The sequence below is a fragment of the Pseudomonas sp. B10(2017) genome (assembly GCF_002113295.1).
GTDB lineage: Bacteria > Pseudomonadota > Gammaproteobacteria > Pseudomonadales > Pseudomonadaceae > Aquipseudomonas > Aquipseudomonas pudica.
Genome location: NZ_NEJU01000003.1, coordinates 171,253 through 187,579 on the forward strand (window position 1 = coordinate 171,253; position 16,327 = coordinate 187,579).

Consider the following 16,327-nt stretch of genomic DNA (forward strand, 5'->3'; position numbering starts at 1 on the left):
GAGCGGGTTTACCCGCGAAGAAATCATCGCGGTGCATGGCACCGGCTTCGCCGGTGTTCGCGGGTGAACCCGCTCCTACAGGGGACGCGGCAACTTTCATGTATTTGCACAAGGCAGTTGCTCCTACAGCCATTTCGGACTTTTCCTTCAAACCATGAAGTGGCCTTGTGCCGCACTGCTGCCGTAAACTCGGCACTCTCCCCCGGAAGGCACTACCCATATGGAAATGCAATGGTGGATCTGGCTGGTCTTCGGCATCGCGCTGATCCTGCTCGAACTGGTCCTGCCGACGTTCTTCATCCTCTGGTTCGGCATCGGCGCCGTGCTGGTGTCGCTCATTTCGCTGGCCGCCCCCAGCCTGCAACTGGACATGCAGGTGCTGCTGTGGGTGCTGATGTCGTCAGTCACCACGGCACTGTGGTTCAAGCTGTTCCGGCGCAAGCAACCAGACGTGCGCTGGACCGCCGAAAGCGTGATCGGTGAAGTAGGGCTGCTGACTGCTGGCGTGTCGGAGTTCCAGAAAGGCCGTGTGCGCTTCCAGAAGCCCATCCTCGGCAACGAGGAGTGGACCTGCGTCGCCAACAGCGAGATCGCGGCCGGCGAGCGGGTACGCCTGACCGCCATCGAAGGCAACACCGCCCGGGTCATCCGGGCCTGAATCCGCACTAAAAGGAATTTCGCATCATGACCAGCCTCATCGTCGTCGTCGCCATCGCCCTGTTCGTCCTGATAACCGTGTTCAAGGGGGTGCGCATCGTGCCCCAGGGCGAGGAATGGGTCGTCGAGCGCCTGGGCCGCTACCAAAGCACGCTCAAGCCCGGCCTGAATATCGTCATCCCGTACATGGACGTGGTCGCCTACCGCCTGCCGACCAAGGACATCATCCTCGATGTGCAGCAGCAGGAAATCATCACCCGGGACAACGCGGTGATCGTCGCCAACGCCCTGTGCTTTGCCAAGGTGGTCGACCCGCAGAAGGCCTCCTATGGCGTGCAGGACTTCTCGTTCGCCGTCACCAGCCTGACCATGACCTCGCTGCGCGCCATCGTTGGCGCCATGGACCTGGACGAAGCGCTGTCCAGCCGCGAGCAGATCAAGGCGCGTCTGCGCGAGGCGATGTCCGAGCAGACCGAAGACTGGGGCGTGACCGTACGCTCGGTGGAAATCCAGGACATCAAGCCCTCGGAGAACATGCAATTGGCCATGGAGCGCCAGGCGGCAGCAGAGCGTGAGCGCAAGGCCGACGTGACCCGTGCCGAAGGGGCCAAGCAGGCTGCGATCCTGGAAGCAGAAGCACGCTTGCAGGCAGCCAGGCTGGATGCCGAAGCGCAGATCAGCCTGGCCGAGGCCTCGGCGCGGGCGATTTCGCTGGTCAAGGACGCGGTCGGCAACGAGACCGTACCGGCGATGTACCTGCTGGGCGAGCGCTATGTGGGGGCGATGGAAAACCTGGCGGGCAGCAGCAATGCCAAGGTGGTGGTGCTGCCGGCGGACCTGCAGGAGACCGTGCGTGGGCTGATGGGCCGCAACAAGGCTTGAGGGTACCTTTGCCTTCAGCGCCGACAAGCCAGCCCCCACAGGTTTACCACAGGCTTTGAAATCTGTGCGTTCCCTGTGGGAGCTGGCTTGCCGGCGATTGGGCTGCAGAGCAGCCCCTCGAAGGGCCCGGCCTGCGTCACTTCACCGCACCCCGCCATTTTTACCTATACTCCGCCTTACAATAACCACCACGATTCCTGACCGGATCTCTCCATGCCCCCACGTCGGCACATCGCCTGGATAGCCTGCCTTGCAGTGCTGTTCAACCTGCTGGCCATGCCGCTGTCTTCCGCCGCGCCCAAGGGCCCGGCCGAGCAGCTGCTGTGGGGGGCCTTCTGTTCCAGCATGGCCAACAAGGCCAAGGTCGACGTCCAGGCCCTGGCCAAGATCGACCTCGGCCCGCAAAGCGACGAAAGCGCCAGCATGATGAATTGCTGGTGCTGCTTCGGTGCGGCGCCACTGCTGGCCCTGCCCGGCTATCCGCCGCAGCTGCACAACCCGCCGACACTGCTGGCCGGGCCGCTGCCGCCACCTGCCGACTACCACGCCACGCCGCGCCAACTTTGGCCGGCGCTCAACCCCCGTGCCTCTCCGCTGGCCTGAGTTCATCACGCTGTCTGCCTGAACCTGAACAGAAACGGAGATTCACCATGCTCAAGCACGCCCTCGTCATGGCCGCCCTGCTGCTGCCCGGTGCCTATGCCAATGCCCACGAATACAGTGTGGGTGACCTGCACATCGCCCACCCCTGGTCACTGCAGCTGCCACCCAACGCCCCCAACGTCGCGGCGTATTTCGTGGTGCACAACAATGGCCAGGCCGACGACCGCCTGCTCGGTGTCGACAGCCCCATCAGCGATGACGCACAACTGCATGAACATGCCATGAGCGCCAGCGGTGCCATGAAGATGCAGCAGGTGCCCAGCGTGGTGGTGCCCGCAGGCAAGGACCTGACCTTCGCCCCCAGCGCCTACCATGTGATGCTGATGCAGCCCAAGGACCGCAGCCTGCTCAGCGACGGCAAGCGCTTCCCGTTGACCCTGCACTTCGAAAAGGCCGGCGATATCACCGTCGATGTGGCAGTGCAGAAGCAGGCGCCGACGGACCAGCCGCAAGCCCACGAACACACGCATTGATCACCCGCTGAAAGGCACTCGCCATGAGCCTGCCGCGCAACAGCATCAGCCGTTCCACCCGCCCTGACCGCAGGCGCGCCGGTGGCGGATGGCTGAGCCTGTTCGCCATGTGGATGATCTTCATCGGCCCGCTGATTTCCCAGTCGATGCCGATGGACCACCACGCCGGCATGAGCATGCCGATGGACATGCCGATGGCAACTGCCCATCAGCATGGCGGCAACCCCCATCACGGCCAGGCTGGCGATGGCCAGTTGCATGTGATGTGGGAAAAGTGCGGTTACTGCAGCCTGCTGTTCAACTGCCCGGCCCTGCCCCAGGCCCTCAGCCCGCTCAGTGCAGGCAACGTCGTATCCACCACCCACCTGTTCGCACCCACGCGCCAGGGGCATGCCCGGCAGGCTGTATTCCCCGGCGCGCGCAGCCGCGCCCCACCTTCCTCGATCAACGTCTGAACCCACATTTTTTTGCGCACGGAGCCAGGAGGCTTCGCGCTGACTCATGACTGATCGACTGGAATCATTATGTCCGGCTGCACCCCTGTTTTTGCCTTGTCCCTGCGTGGGACCATCGCCGCCGTGTGCGGCTCACTGCTCGCGCCCGTGGCCCTGGCCGCCGACCCAGGCCATGAAGGCCATGCACACGACGCCTCCGAGCTGAGCCCGACGGTGATCACCGCCGTGGCCCCGAGCTCGCCGCTGACCGTGGTCACCAACCCGAAAGACCCGCGCCAGCCGGTGCCGGCCAGCGATGGCGCCGACTACCTGAAGACCATCCCCGGTTTCTCGGCCATCCGCGCCGGCGGCACCAACGGCGACCCGGTACTGCGCGGCATGTTCGGCTCGCGCCTGAACATCCTCACCAATGGCGGCCTGATGCTGGGCGCCTGCCCCAACCGCATGGACGCCCCCACGTCGTACATTTCTCCAGAAACCTACGACCGCCTGACCGTCATCAAAGGCCCGCAAAGCGTGATCTGGGGCCCGGGCGGCTCGGCAGGTACCATCCTGTTCGAGCGTGAGCCCGAGAAATTCGGCACACTCGGCAGCCGGGTCAATGCCAGCCTGCTGGCCGGCTCCAACGGCCGCTTCGACAAGGTGCTGGACACTGCCGCCGGCAATGACCAGGCCTACGCCCGCTTCGTCGGCAACCAGTCGCGCTCGGACGACTACCATGATGGCGATGACAACACCGTGCCGTCACGCTGGGACAAGTGGAACGGCGATGTCGCCCTCGGCTGGACTCCCGACCAGGACACCTTGCTGGAACTCACCGCCGGCAAGGGCGACGGTGAGGCTCGCTATGCCGGGCGTGGCATGGACGGCTCGCAGTTCAAGCGCGAAAGCCTGGGTCTGCGTTTCGAAAAATCCAACCTCGGCGAGGTGCTCGACAAGGTCGAGGCGCAGGTCTACTACAACTACGCCGACCACGTGATGGATAACTACAGCCTGCGCACGCCTTCGGGCAGCGGCATGATGGGCATGCCGATGGTCAGCAACGTCGACCGCCGCACCATGGGCGCACGCATCAAGGCCACCTGGCGCTGGGCCGATGTGCAATTGATCGGCGGCATCGACGCGCAGACCAACGAACATCGCAAGCGCGGCGGCATGGGTGTGGACGCGCACAAGGGCCAGGCCTGGACCAAGGACGCCGACTTCCACAACTACGGTGCCTTCGGCGAGCTGACCTGGTACGTCAGTGGTGAGGACCGCATGATTACCGGTGCCCGCCTGGACCGCGCCTCGGCCCGCGACTTCCGTGCGACCAGCGCCACCAACGGCGACACCCGCGCCGACACCCTGCCCAGCGGCTTCGTCCGCTACGAGCACGACCTGGCAGCCATCCCGGCCACCACGTACATCGGCCTTGGTCATGCCCAGCGTTTCCCCGACTACTGGGAGCTGTTCTCGCCCAAGCTGGCCCCACCCGGTGCGGCCAATGCTTTCGACGGTATCAAGCCAGAGAAGACCACCCAGCTCGACTTCGGTATCCAGTACCGCGACGAGCGCATTGAAGCGTGGGTGTCTGGCTACATCGGGCAGATCCGCGACTACATCCTGTTCGACTACCAGGGGATGAGCTCCCAGGCTCGCAACATCGACGCCCGCATCATGGGCGGCGAACTGGGCGCGGCCTACCAGCTGACGGAAAACTGGAAGGCGGACGCCACGCTGGCCTACGCCTGGGGCAAGAACAGCAGTGACGGCACAGCACTACCGCAAATGCCGCCTCTGGAAAGCCGCCTGGGCCTGACCTACAGCCGCGATGTCTGGAGCGTCGGCGCACTGTGGCGGCTGGTGGCGGCGCAGAACCGCATCGCCGAGAACCAGGGCAACGTGGTCGGCAAGGACTACGACAACAGCGCCGGCTTCGGCGTGTTCTCGCTCAATGGCGCCTACAAGGTAAGCAACCACCTCAAGCTCAGCGCAGGGGTCGACAACCTGTTCGACAAGACCTACGCCGAGCACCTGAACCTGGCCGGGAACGCCGGGTTCGGCTACCCGGCTACCGATCCACAGCCGGTCAACGAGCCAGGCAGGACCTTCTGGACCAAGGTCGACTTCAGCTTCTGACAACAACAACGGGCGCGGCGCAGGTCGCGCCCCTCTGCTGGTCAAACAGGAGGTTCCCATGAGAGGAACACGCATCAATTTCTACAACCTGGCCTGGCGTTGGCACTTCTATGCGGGGCTGTTCGTGGCCCCGTTCATGATTCTGCTGGCAATCACCGGGATCATCTACCTGTTCAAGCCGCAGCTCGACCCGCTGCTGTATCGCGAGCTGATGGTGGTCGAAGCCGGCCACCACCGACAGGGCGCGGACACGATGCTGACCGAGGTGCGCAAGGCCTACCCCCAGGGCCACGTCAGCCAGTACCTGCCACCGCTCGACGCCGAACGCAGCGCGCAGTTCGTGGTGCATGACGCCGGGCGCGAACTGAACGTTTTCGTCGACCCCTACAGCGGCAAAGTCCTTGGCGAACAGGATGGCAAGCAGAACCTGCAGGCCATCGCCCGCGCCCTGCATGGTGAACTGATGGTCGGCACGGTCGGTGACCGCCTGGTGGAGCTGGCCGCGGGCTGGGGCATCGTGCTGGTGGTATCGGGCCTGTACTTGTGGTGGCCACGCGGGCGCAATGGCGCTGGCGTGCTGTGGCCACGGCTATCGGCACGCGGCCGACTGTTCTGGCGCGACCTGCATGCGGTGACCGGTTTCTGGGGCTCGGCCTTGTTGCTGCTGATGCTGGTCAGCGGCATGACCTGGACCGGCCTGTGGGGCAAGCAGTACGCCGACTTGTGGAACCGCTTTCCGGCGGCCATGTGGAACGACGTGCCCAAGTCGGACCAACAGGCGGGTGAACTCAACAGCGCACATCGCCAGACCGTGCCCTGGGCGATGGAAAACACGCCGATGCCGCAGTCTGGTGCACACGCCGAACATGCGGGGCATCACATGATGTCAAGCGCGCCGGCAGCGCCACAGATAAGCCTGCAGCAGGTCGAAGACATCGCTACCGCGCGCCAGGTCGAACCGGGTTACAGCATTACCGCGCCGACCACGGCCGATGGCGTGTTCACCATCGCCGTATTCGCCGACGACCCGCGCAACGACGCCACCCTGCATGTCGACCAGTACACCGGCAAGGTGTTGGCCGATGTGCGCTGGCACGACTACAGCCCGGTCGCCCGTGCCACCGAGCTGGGTGTGATGCTGCATGAAGGCAAGATGTTCGGCGCGCTCAACCAGATCATCATCCTGCTGGTGTGTCTGATGATCTTGCTGGGTTCGGTGAGCGGGCTGGTGATGTGGTGGAAGCGCAGGCCGGCCGGCGGGCTGGGTGTGCCGCCGCTGCGCCATGACCTGCCGCGCTGGAAGGTAGCGGTGGGGGTGATGCTGGTGTTGGGGTTGATGTTCCCGCTGGTGGGGGTGTCGATGGTGGTGATGTGGCTGGTGGATAGCCTGGTGGTCAGGCGCGGCCGGGTGCTGGCCAGCGCTTGAGTCTTAGCCTGTACCGGCTTCTTCGCGGGCTTGCCCGCTCCCACAGGGTCACCACAGATTTCGAGGCCTGTGGTGTACCTGTGGGAGCGGGCAAGCCCGCGAAGAGGCCGGCACAGGCACAACACTGCTACCCAAAAGTCGAGTCGATCTGTCGCGCCCCGAACTGGAACGCGCGTGTTAGCCTAGCCGGCTACCTCTGACAAGACGACCGACCGTCCAAGGGAATGAGCCTATGACGCAAACCTCACCCACAGCGCCAGATGAACAGCATCTGCAGCGCAACCTGACCAACCGCCACATCCAGCTGATCGCCATCGGCGGCGCGATCGGTACCGGCCTGTTCATGGGCTCGGGCAAGACCATCAGCCTGGCCGGGCCGTCGATCATCTTCGTCTACATGATCATCGGCTTCATGCTGTTCTTCGTCATGCGCGCCATGGGCGAACTGCTGCTGTCGAACCTCAACTACAAGTCGTTCATCGACTTCTCCGCCGACCTGCTCGGCCCCTGGGCAGGCTACTTCACCGGCTGGACCTACTGGTTCTGCTGGGTAGTCACTGGTATCGCCGACGTGGTCGCGATCGCGGCCTATACGCAGTTCTGGTTCCCTGAACTGCCGCAGTGGATACCAGCGCTGACCTGCGTAGGGCTGCTGCTGTCGCTGAACCTGGTGACGGTGAAGATGTTCGGTGAAATGGAGTTCTGGTTTGCCCTGATCAAGATCGTCGCCATCATCGGCCTGGTCGTCACCGGTCTGTACATGGTCATCACCGGCTTCACCTCGCCCAGCGGGCGCACCGCGCAACTGGCCAACCTGTGGAATGACGGCGGCATGTTCCCCAAAGGCCTGATGGGCTTCTTCGCCGGTTTCCAGATCGCCGTGTTCGCCTTCGTCGGCATCGAGCTGGTGGGCACAACCGCCGCCGAAGCGAAGAACCCGGAGCGCACCCTGCCACGGGCGATCAACTCGATCCCGGTACGGATCATCGTGTTCTACGTGCTGGCGCTGATCGCGATCATGGCCGTGACGCCATGGCGCGACGTGGTGCCAGGCAAGAGCCCGTTCGTGGAACTGTTCGTGCTGGCCGGCCTGCCGGCAGCGGCGAGCATCATCAACTTCGTGGTGCTGACTTCGGCGGCTTCGTCGGCCAACAGCGGCGTGTTCTCCACCAGCCGCATGCTCTACGGCCTGAGCCAGGAGGGTGACGCACCCAAGGCCTTCGAGAAACTGTCGAGCCGCTCGGTACCAGCCAACGGCCTGTACTTCTCCTGCACCTGCCTGCTGCTGGGCGCAGTGCTGATCTACCTGGTGCCGAACGTGGTCGAGGCGTTCACCCTGGTCACCACCGTTTCGGCGGTGCTGTTCATGTTCGTCTGGACATTGATCCTGCTGTCGTACCTGAAGTACCGCAAGCACCGCGCGGCACTGCATCAGGCCTCGAAGTACAAGATGCCGGGCGGGCGCTTCATGTGCTACGTGTGCCTGGTGTTCTTTGCCTTCATTCTGGTTTTGCTGAGCCTGGAGGACGATACGCATGCGGCATTGCTGGTGACGCCGATCTGGTTCGTGCTGCTGGCGGTGACCTATCAGGGGGTGCGCAGCAAGCGCCATCCACGCACGGCAGTGCGTAACGGCTGATGACCCTGGGGGCTGCTCTGCAGCCCTTTCGCCGGCAAGCCAGGCTCCCACCTCGACCGCATCGACTTCAAGTCATGCGCTATCAACTGTCTTGTGTTGCCTGTACTGGCCTCATCGCCGACAGGGCAGCTCCCACAGGGACAGCGCATGGCTCGAGGCCGATGCGCTCGGTGTGGGAGCTGGCTTGCCGGCGATGGGCCGCACAGCGGCACCAATCCTGTGCACACAAATCCATCAGGCACCAACCTGGATCCAACCAACGCCCCAACACCTCGCACAACCCCTCTATTGCGCACCTTCCGCCGTTAGGCACACCCCTTGCAACCCCCTCCCCGCTTGCCCAACACATAAAAACTCAGCGGAGAGAGCACATGAAGCGACGCAGTCTGATCAAGGCCTTCACCCTTAGCGCATCGATTGCCGCAATGGGCCTGAGCTGGAGCATCCAGGCCGCCGAAACCATCAAGGTCGGCATCCTGCATTCGCTGTCGGGGACCATGGCCATTTCCGAGACTTCGCTCAAGGACATGGCGCTGATGACCATCGAGCAGATCAACGCCAAGGGCGGCGTGAACGGCAAGCTGCTCGAGCCGGTGGTGGTCGACCCGGCCTCCAACTGGCCGCTGTTCGCAGAAAAGAGTCGCCAGCTGCTGACCCAGGACAAGGTGGCAGTGGTGTTCGGTTGCTGGACCTCGGTATCGCGCAAGTCGGTACTGCCGGTGTTCGAGGAACTGAACGGCCTTCTGTTCTACCCGGTGCAGTACGAGGGTGAAGAGATGTCGCCGAACGTGTTCTACACCGGCGCCGCGCCCAACCAGCAAGCCATCCCGGCCGTGGAGTACCTGATGAGCGAGGACGGCGGCAGCGCCAAGCGCTTCTTCCTGCTGGGCACCGACTACGTCTACCCGCGCACCACCAACAAGATCCTGCGTGCCTTCCTGCACAGCAAGGGCGTGGCCGACAAGGACATCGAAGAGGTGTACACGCCGTTCGGCCACAGCGATTACCAGACCATCGTCGCCAACATCAAGAAGTTCTCCGCCGGTGGCAAGACCGCGGTCATCTCCACGGTCAACGGCGACTCCAACGTGCCGTTCTACAAGGAGCTGGCCAACCAGGGCCTGAAGGCCACCGACGTGCCGGTGGTGGCGTTCTCGGTGGGCGAAGAAGAACTGCGCGGCATCGACACCAAGCCGCTGGTGGGCCATCTGGCGGCGTGGAACTACTTCGAGTCGGTGGATAACCCGGTCAACCAGAAATTCGTCGCCGACTGGAAGGCCTACGCCAAGGCCAAGGGCCTGCCAGGCGCCGACAAGGCGGTGACCAACGACCCGATGGAGGCGACCTATGTGGGCATACACATGTGGGCGCAGGCAGTGGAGAAAGCCAAGTCCACCGATGTCGACAAGGTGCGCGAAGCACTGGCCGGGCAAAGCTTCAAGGCGCCATCCGGCTTCACCCTGACCATGGACAAGACCAACCACCACCTGCACAAGCCGGTGATGATCGGCGAGATCCAGGATGACGGGCAGTTCAGTGTGGTGTGGGAAACCGAGCAACCGCTGCGGGCGCAGCCATGGAGCCCGTTCATTCCCGGCAACGACAAGCGCCCTGATTACGCCGTGAAAGGTAACTGAGTGCACTGGGGCTGCTTTGCAGCCCAATCGCCGGCAAGCCAGCTCCCACAAGAAAAAGCACCCTCCTCAAGGCCTGTGGATGACCTGTGGGAGCTGGCTTGCCGGCGATGAATCCAACGCCGATTTCCAGGATTACCCGCATGCTCAGACTGCTGCTCACCCTGCTCCTGCTGATGCCCTTGGCAACCCAGGCCAGCGAGGGCGAATTCTTCCTCACCGCCAAGCCCGCCGAGCAGGCCCAACTGCTCGAAAGCTGGGCGGCGCAACCCGATACCGCACGCCTGCCGCTGCTGGAGAACCTGCGCCAAGGCCGCATCGCCGCTGAAGACACGCGCAAGGTGCGCCTGAACAACCGCCTGCGCGGCCTGATCGATAACGCCCTGGCCAGCCACCAGTTGCTCAGCCACAACAGCGCCATCCGCCTGGCCGCCGCCCAGCAACTGCAAAAGAGCGCGCAACCTGCGCAAATGGCCTTCCTCGACCGGCGCTTTGCCCTCGAAGTGGACCCCGCCGTGCACGCCGCCCTCGGCCTGGCCCTGGCCAACCTGCAACTGGGCGCCAGCGAACCGGCAGTACGCCTGGCCGCCGTTCGCCTGCTCGGCGAAACCGGTGACCCGCTGGCCCGCACCCGCCTCGAAGCCTTGCTGCAACCCAACGCGGAAACCGACCCGGGCGTGCGCACCGCCGCCGAAACCAGCCTGGCCCAGGTACAGCGCAAGCTGCTGGCGGGCGAACTGCTCGGCCAGGCCTTCAGCGGCCTGTCGCTGGGCTCGATCCTGCTGCTGGCAGCACTTGGCCTGGCCATCACCTTCGGCCTGCTCGGGGTGATCAACATGGCCCACGGCGAAATGCTGATGCTCGGCGCCTACAGCACCTACATGGTCCAGGTACTGCTGCAGCGCTACGCCCCCGGCGCCATCGAGTTCTACCCGCTGATCGCCCTGCCAGTGGCGTTCGCCATCAGTGCCGGGGTCGGCATGGCATTGGAGCGCACGGTAATCCGCCACCTGTACGGTCGCCCACTGGAAACCCTGCTGGCGACCTGGGGCATCAGCCTGATCCTGATCCAGGCCATCCGCCTGCTGTTCGGCGCGCAGAACGTCGAAGTCAGCAACCCGGCCTGGCTGTCGGGGGGCATCCAGTTGCTGCCCAACCTGGTGCTGCCATACAACCGTCTGGTGATCATCGGCTTCGCCTTGGCCGTGGTACTGCTCACCTGGCTGCTGCTCAACCGCACACGGCTGGGCCTGAACGTGCGCGCGGTCACCCAGAACCGCAACATGGCCGCCTGCTGCGGCGTGTCCACCGGGCGCGTCGACATGCTCGCCTTCGGCCTCGGCTCGGGCATCGCCGGGCTTGGTGGCGTGGCCCTGAGCCAGGTCGGCAACGTCGGCCCGGACCTGGGCCAGAGCTACATCATCGACTCGTTCCTGGTGGTGGTGCTCGGCGGCGTCGGACAGTTGGCCGGCAGCCTGTGGGCAGCCTTCGGCCTTGGCATCGCCAACAAGCTGCTGGAGCCGCAGATCGGCGCCGTACTCGGCAAGATCCTCATCCTTGCGTTGATCATTCTGTTCATCCAGAAGCGCCCGCAAGGCCTGTTCGCCCTCAAGGGACGGGTAATCGACTGATGAACCAGCCACTGCTTGTCACCGCTACGCAAAAGGCCGGGCCACGCCTGACCCTGGCCATCGGCGCCGTCGTCGTCCTGCTGCTGGTGGCCCTGCCGCTGCTGTCGCTGCTGCCGGCGGACCATGCCCTGCAAGTGTCGGCCTACACCCTGACCCTGATCGGCAAGATCCTCTGCTACGCCATCGTCGCCCTGGCCCTGGACCTGGTCTGGGGCTACGCCGGGCTGCTGTCGCTGGGCCACGGGCTGTTCTTCGCCCTCGGTGGCTACGCCATGGGCATGTACCTGATGCGCCAGGCCGCCGGTGACGGCCTGCCAGGGTTCATGACCTTTCTGTCGTGGAGCGAGCTGCCGTGGTACTGGGCTGGCACCCAGCATTTTGCCTGGGCCCTGTGCCTGGTGGTGCTGGCGCCCGGGCTGCTGGCGCTGGTGTTCGGCTGGTTCGCCTTCCGCTCGCGGATCAAGGGCGTGTACTTCTCGATCATGACCCAGGCGCTGACCTTCGCCGGCATGTTGCTGTTCTTCCGCAACGAAACCGGCTTTGGCGGCAACAACGGCTTTACCAGCTTCCGCACCATCCTTGGCTTCGACATTGCTGCCCAAGGCACCCGCGCGGTGCTGTTCCTGCTCACCGTCGGCCTGCTGCTGGCCAGCCTGTACCTGTGCAGGTGCCTGACCCGCAGCAAGTTCGGCCGCCTGCTCACCGCCGTGCGCGACGCCGAGAACCGCCTGATGTTCTGTGGCTATGACCCACGCGGTTTCAAGCTGCTGGTGTGGGTGCTGAGCGCCGTACTGTGCGGCCTGGCCGGTGCGCTGTACGTACCGCAGGTGGGCATCATCAACCCCAGCGAGATGTCGCCGACCAACTCCATCGAAGCCGCCGTGTGGGTGGCCCTGGGCGGGCGCGGCACCTTGCTCGGCCCGTTGCTCGGCGCCGGCCTGGTCAATGGCATGAAAAGCTGGTTCACCGTGGCCTTCCCGGAGTTCTGGCTGTTCTTCCTCGGCGCATTGTTCATCCTCGTCACCCTGTACCTGCCCAAGGGCGTGGTCGGCCTGTTGAAGAAAAGGAGCCAGCCATGAGAGGCGTACCCCCGGTACACCCCGAATTCATGCTCGAACCGGTGTTCGACAACCTAGGCGCCGGCCGCGACGCCATCGGCCTGGGCCACAGCCGCAAGGCCGGCCTGGACACCCGCCATGGCACGGTGCTGAGCCTGGAAGACATCAGCGTCAGCTTCGATGGCTTCAAGGCGCTGAACGCGCTGAACCTGTACATCGGCGTGGGCGAGCTGCGTTGCATCATCGGCCCCAACGGGGCCGGCAAGACCACGATGATGGATGTGATCACCGGCAAGACCCGGCCCGACAGCGGTACGGCCTATTTCGGTGACACCCTCGACCTGACCCGCATGAGCGAATACCAGATCGCCCAGGCCGGCATAGGCCGCAAGTTCCAGAAGCCCACGGTGTTCGAGGCGCTGACGGTGTTCGAAAACCTGGAACTGGCGCTGAAGGCCGACAAGTCGGTATGGGCCAGCCTGGCAGCGCGCTTGGGCGGTGAGCAGCGCCAGCGCATCGAGGAAGTGCTGGGCATTTTGCGCCTGCTGCCACTGGCCCAGCGCCAGGCAGGGTTGCTGTCGCATGGGCAGAAGCAGTTCCTGGAGATCGGCATGCTGCTGGTGCAGGAGCCGCAACTGCTGTTGCTGGACGAGCCGGTCGCGGGCATGACCGATGCCGAGACCGAGTTCACGGCCGAGCTGTTCAAGGGGCTGGCTGGCAAGCATTCGCTGATGGTGGTGGAGCATGACATGGGGTTCGTTGGCAGCATTGCCGACCATGTGACCGTGCTGCACCAGGGCAGCGTGCTGGCGGAAGGGTCGCTGGAGCAGGTGCAGGCGGATGAGCGGGTGGTCGAGGTGTATCTGGGCCGCTAGACATGGATACCTGTGCCGGCCTCTTCGCGGGTAAACCCGCTCCCACAGGTACGGCACAGGCCTGAAGAGCTGCGCGGTCCTTGTGGGAGCGGGTTTACCCGCGAAAGGGCGGGCACAGGCAAAGCAGATTTCCCAGGAACCACACATGCTGAAAATCGACACCCTGCACCAGTACTACGGCGGCAGCCACATCCTCCGGGGCCTGTCCTTCGAAGCCAAGGTCGGCGAAGTCACCTGCCTGCTGGGCCGCAACGGCGTGGGCAAGACCACCCTGCTGCGCTGCCTGATGGGCCTGGTCCCGGCCCGCGACGGCAGCATCGAATGGGAAGGCAAGCCGATCACCAGTCTCAAGCCCCAGCAACGGGTCCACGCCGGCATCGCCTACGTGCCCCAAGGCCGCGAGATCTTCCCGCGCCTCACCGTCGAGGAAAACCTGCTGATGGGCCTTTCGCGCTTCCCCGCCCGTGAAGCTCGCGAGGTACCGCCCTTCATCTACGAACTGTTCCCGGTGCTGGAGCAGATGAAACAACGCCGAGGCGGTGACCTGTCCGGCGGCCAGCAGCAACAGCTGGCCATCGGCCGCGCACTGGCCAGCCGCCCGCGCCTGCTGATCCTCGACGAGCCCACCGAGGGTATCCAGCCTTCGGTGATCAAGGAGATTGGCGCAGTCATCCGCCGCCTGGCCGAGCGCGGCGACATGGCCATCCTGCTGGTGGAACAGTTCTACGACTTCGCCGAGGAACTGGCCGACCAGTACCTGGTGATGGCGCGTGGCGAGATCATCCAGCGGGGCCGCGGCGAAAACATGCAGGCCGAAGGTGTGCGCGGGCTGGTAACCATTTAATCTGCAAGCAACTACCCTGCGAGACGCTGTCATGAGTCATGAAATCCGCGACGCCCTGCCTTCCGACGTGCCGGGCATCCTCGACATCTACAACGACGCGGTGCGCAACACCACGGCGATCTGGAATGAAACCCCGGTGGACCTGGCCAACCGCCAGGCCTGGTTCGTTGCACGGGCGCAGCAGGGCTACCCGATCCTGGTAGCGGTGGATGAGAGCGGGGTGCTGGGCTATGCGTCGTTTGGCGACTGGCGGCCATTCGAGGGCTTTCGCAACACCGTGGAACATTCGGTTTATGTCCGTGGCGATCAGCGTGGCAAGGGGCTGGGGCCGGTGCTGATGGCGGCGCTGGTCGAGCGTGCACGGGCGTGTGGCAAGCATGTGATGGTGGCGGCTATCGAGAGCGGCAATGCAGCGTCGGTGCGCCTGCACGAGCGCCTGGGCTTCGTGGTGACCGGGCAGATGCCGCAGGTGGGGGTGAAGTTTGGCCGGTGGCTGGATTTGACCTTCATGCAGCTGGTGCTGAACCCCGGGGCAGAACCGGCTTGAAACTGATGTTGCCTGTACTGGCCTTATCGCCGGCAAGCCAGCTCCCACAGAAACCCCACAGGCCTTGAGACCTGCGCCGTACCTGTGGGAGCGGGTTCACCCGCGAAGAGGCCGGGCCTGCAAACCTCAAATCTGGGTAAACCTGCCCAACCGCTGCCTCAGCATGTTGTTCTCGCTGCGCAACTGCTGCACTTCCTGCAGCAGCTCCAGCGCCAGCGCCACCCCTTCCCACTCCAGTTCCAGCTCCTGATGCAGCTTCGCCGCACGTTTGGCCAACAACGGCGCCTGATCGTCGAACAACCAGTCCTCCGGCGTTCGGCCGGAAGGTTCGACAATGCCGTGCTCGACGATTTCGATCACGCAGTCAGCCGTGATATCGGCCTCCTGACACAAGGTACGCATGTCCAGTTGAACGATCAGGGTGCTGCTCATGATCACTTACTCCATTGTGTCCTCGGGTTGAACGCAGCCTTCTCGGAAAGCTTGGCCCACAATTCGCGGGCAGCCTCATCGGATGCTGGCGGCATGACCACCTTCAGTTGCGCGTAAAGGTTGCCGCGCTCGCCACTCTTGTTGGCCAGGCCCTTGCCCGGTACGCGCAGGCGCTGGCCGCTCTGGCTGTCGGGGCGGATGGTGAGGTTGATCTTGCCGTCCAGGGTCGGCACGGCCACCTTGGTGCCCAGTGCTGCCTCCCACGGTGCCAGCGGCACAGTGATGATCAGGTCATGACCTTCGACATCGAACAGCGGGTGCGGTGCCATGCGAATGGTCAGGAACAGGTCGCCATTGGCCCCGCCACCACTGCCCGGCGCGCCCTGGCCCTTGAGGCGGATGCGCTCGCCATCGGTCACCCCGGCCGGGATCTTCACGTTCAGGGTTTTGGTAGTGAAGCCGGTGCGCTGGCCCATGGCGTTGGTCTGCGGCACCTGGAAGCTGATCTGCTTGGACTCCTTGCTCAGGGTCTCTTCAAGGAATACCGCCAGTTCTAGCTCCACGTCCTGCCCCCGCCTATCGGCGCTGCGTTGCTGCTGCCGGGCACCACCGAATGGGTTGCCACCTCGGCCACCAAAGATCGAGCTGAAAAAGTCGGAAAAATCACCGCCTTCGAAACCACCGCCACCACCGCGGCTTTCCCAGCCCGGTGGTGCCTGGAACGGTCGGCCATGCTGGCCGCCGTACTTGCGGATTTCGTCGAATTCGGCACGTTTCTGCGCGTCGCCCAGCACTTCGTAGGCCTCGTTGGCCTCCTTGAATTTTTCCTCGGCGTCGCGCTCCTTGCTGACATCGGGGTGATACTTGCGCGCCAGCTTGCGGTACGCGGCCTTGATCGCCTTGTCGTCCGCCGTGGGCTCTACGCCGAGTATCTTGTAATAGTCTTTGAAGTCCATCTATGGATCACCAATGTGAATGTGCGTGTTGCAA

16 protein-coding genes are annotated in these 16,327 nt (G+C 64.3%); 14 read left to right on the forward strand and 2 right to left on the reverse strand.

Going from position 1 to position 16,327, the window contains the following annotated elements; translation table 11 throughout:
* Positions 1–220 precede the first annotated feature (220 nt).
* The 14 genes from CAF92_RS05570 (at position 221) to CAF92_RS05635 (ending at position 14,905) form a co-directional block, all read left to right on the forward strand.
* Entirely contained in the window at positions 221–658 is a 438-nt protein-coding gene (locus CAF92_RS05570) for an NfeD family protein (RefSeq protein ID WP_025340792.1), read from the forward strand.
* A 26-nt stretch (positions 659–684) separates the two neighbouring features.
* Positions 685–1,539: an SPFH domain-containing protein gene (locus CAF92_RS05575; protein WP_013974384.1), complete on the forward strand. Its 855-nt coding sequence runs from the start codon at positions 685–687 to the stop codon at positions 1,537–1,539.
* Positions 1,540–1,752: 213 nt separating this feature from the next.
* Positions 1,753–2,142, forward strand: coding sequence for a DUF2946 domain-containing protein (locus CAF92_RS05580; RefSeq protein WP_085599685.1), 390 nt, complete (start codon positions 1,753–1,755; stop codon positions 2,140–2,142).
* 47 nt (positions 2,143–2,189) lie between these two features.
* On the forward strand, positions 2,190–2,675 hold the full coding sequence (locus tag CAF92_RS05585; protein WP_046613261.1) for a copper chaperone PCu(A)C: 486 nt from the start codon (positions 2,190–2,192) through the stop codon (positions 2,673–2,675).
* 23 nt (positions 2,676–2,698) lie between these two features.
* Positions 2,699–3,130, forward strand: a complete 432-nt coding sequence (locus CAF92_RS05590) for a DUF2946 domain-containing protein (RefSeq protein WP_085599687.1) — start codon at positions 2,699–2,701, stop codon at positions 3,128–3,130.
* Between the two features lie 69 nt (positions 3,131–3,199).
* Positions 3,200–5,251: a TonB-dependent copper receptor gene (locus CAF92_RS05595; RefSeq protein WP_085599689.1), complete on the forward strand. Its 2,052-nt coding sequence runs from the start codon at positions 3,200–3,202 to the stop codon at positions 5,249–5,251.
* 58 nt (positions 5,252–5,309) lie between these two features.
* Positions 5,310–6,677, forward strand: a complete 1,368-nt coding sequence (locus tag CAF92_RS05600) for a PepSY domain-containing protein (protein WP_085599691.1) — start codon at positions 5,310–5,312, stop codon at positions 6,675–6,677.
* Positions 6,678–6,909: 232 nt separating this feature from the next.
* Positions 6,910–8,316 (forward strand): D-serine/D-alanine/glycine transporter, encoded by a 1,407-nt coding sequence (gene cycA / locus CAF92_RS05605; RefSeq protein ID WP_085599692.1) that lies wholly within the window; start codon positions 6,910–6,912, stop codon positions 8,314–8,316.
* Between the two features lie 371 nt (positions 8,317–8,687).
* Complete coding sequence (gene urtA / locus CAF92_RS05610) at positions 8,688–9,953, forward strand: urea ABC transporter substrate-binding protein (RefSeq protein ID WP_046613270.1); 1,266 nt, start codon at positions 8,688–8,690, stop codon at positions 9,951–9,953.
* Between the two features lie 107 nt (positions 9,954–10,060).
* Positions 10,061–11,581, forward strand: a complete 1,521-nt coding sequence (gene urtB / locus CAF92_RS05615; RefSeq protein WP_371916235.1) for an urea ABC transporter permease subunit UrtB — start codon at positions 10,061–10,063, stop codon at positions 11,579–11,581.
* Positions 11,581–12,660 carry an urea ABC transporter permease subunit UrtC gene (gene urtC / locus CAF92_RS05620; protein ID WP_085599694.1) on the forward strand — a complete coding sequence of 360 codons (1,080 nt, stop codon included), beginning with the start codon at positions 11,581–11,583 and terminating at the stop codon, positions 12,658–12,660. The genes urtB and urtC overlap by 1 nt, the downstream gene beginning before the upstream one ends.
* Positions 12,657–13,514, forward strand: coding sequence for an urea ABC transporter ATP-binding protein UrtD (urtD, locus tag CAF92_RS05625; protein ID WP_046613274.1), 858 nt, complete (start codon positions 12,657–12,659; stop codon positions 13,512–13,514). Before urtC ends, urtD begins: the two co-directional genes overlap by 4 nt.
* A 145-nt stretch (positions 13,515–13,659) precedes the next feature.
* On the forward strand, positions 13,660–14,358 hold the full coding sequence (urtE, locus tag CAF92_RS05630) for an urea ABC transporter ATP-binding subunit UrtE (RefSeq protein WP_013974394.1): 699 nt from the start codon (positions 13,660–13,662) through the stop codon (positions 14,356–14,358).
* Between the two features lie 31 nt (positions 14,359–14,389).
* The gene (locus tag CAF92_RS05635) at positions 14,390–14,905 is read left to right on the forward strand and encodes a GNAT family N-acetyltransferase (RefSeq protein ID WP_046613276.1); all 516 of its coding nucleotides are present in this window, start codon (positions 14,390–14,392) and stop codon (positions 14,903–14,905) included.
* 126 nt (positions 14,906–15,031) lie between these two features.
* On the opposite strand, the gene CAF92_RS05640 is transcribed toward CAF92_RS05635, so the two are convergent.
* Both CAF92_RS05640 and cbpA read right to left on the reverse strand, forming a co-directional pair.
* A complete protein-coding gene (locus CAF92_RS05640) occupies positions 15,032–15,337 on the reverse strand; it encodes a chaperone modulator CbpM (protein WP_046613277.1) in 306 nt (101 codons plus the stop codon).
* Positions 15,338–15,339: 2 nt separating this feature from the next.
* A complete protein-coding gene (cbpA, locus tag CAF92_RS05645) occupies positions 15,340–16,293 on the reverse strand; it encodes a curved DNA-binding protein (RefSeq protein WP_085599696.1) in 954 nt (317 codons plus the stop codon).
* Positions 16,294–16,327: the final 34 nt, after the last annotated feature.

Excerpts from the sequence above, each read along its gene's own strand:
- CAF92_RS05570 (WP_025340792.1), top strand. The coding sequence starts at position 221 with ATGGAAATGCAATGGTGGATCTGGCTGGTCTTCGGCATCGCGCTGATC.
- CAF92_RS05575 (WP_013974384.1), top strand. The coding sequence starts at position 685 with ATGACCAGCCTCATCGTCGTCGTCGCCATCGCCCTGTTCGTCCTGATA.
- CAF92_RS05580 (WP_085599685.1), top strand. The coding sequence starts at position 1,753 with ATGCCCCCACGTCGGCACATCGCCTGGATAGCCTGCCTTGCAGTGCTG.
- CAF92_RS05585 (WP_046613261.1), top strand. The coding sequence starts at position 2,190 with ATGCTCAAGCACGCCCTCGTCATGGCCGCCCTGCTGCTGCCCGGTGCC.
- CAF92_RS05590 (WP_085599687.1), top strand. The coding sequence starts at position 2,699 with ATGAGCCTGCCGCGCAACAGCATCAGCCGTTCCACCCGCCCTGACCGC.
- CAF92_RS05595 (WP_085599689.1), top strand. The coding sequence starts at position 3,200 with ATGTCCGGCTGCACCCCTGTTTTTGCCTTGTCCCTGCGTGGGACCATC.
- CAF92_RS05600 (WP_085599691.1), top strand. The coding sequence starts at position 5,310 with ATGAGAGGAACACGCATCAATTTCTACAACCTGGCCTGGCGTTGGCAC.
- cycA (WP_085599692.1), top strand. The coding sequence starts at position 6,910 with ATGACGCAAACCTCACCCACAGCGCCAGATGAACAGCATCTGCAGCGC.
- urtA (WP_046613270.1), top strand. The coding sequence starts at position 8,688 with ATGAAGCGACGCAGTCTGATCAAGGCCTTCACCCTTAGCGCATCGATT.
- urtB (WP_371916235.1), top strand. The coding sequence starts at position 10,061 with ATGAATCCAACGCCGATTTCCAGGATTACCCGCATGCTCAGACTGCTG.
- urtC (WP_085599694.1), top strand. The coding sequence starts at position 11,581 with ATGAACCAGCCACTGCTTGTCACCGCTACGCAAAAGGCCGGGCCACGC.
- urtD (WP_046613274.1), top strand. The coding sequence starts at position 12,657 with ATGAGAGGCGTACCCCCGGTACACCCCGAATTCATGCTCGAACCGGTG.
- urtE (WP_013974394.1), top strand. The coding sequence starts at position 13,660 with ATGCTGAAAATCGACACCCTGCACCAGTACTACGGCGGCAGCCACATC.
- CAF92_RS05635 (WP_046613276.1), top strand. The coding sequence starts at position 14,390 with ATGAGTCATGAAATCCGCGACGCCCTGCCTTCCGACGTGCCGGGCATC.
- CAF92_RS05640 (WP_046613277.1), bottom strand. The coding sequence starts at position 15,337 with ATGAGCAGCACCCTGATCGTTCAACTGGACATGCGTACCTTGTGTCAG.
- cbpA (WP_085599696.1), bottom strand. The coding sequence starts at position 16,293 with ATGGACTTCAAAGACTATTACAAGATACTCGGCGTAGAGCCCACGGCG.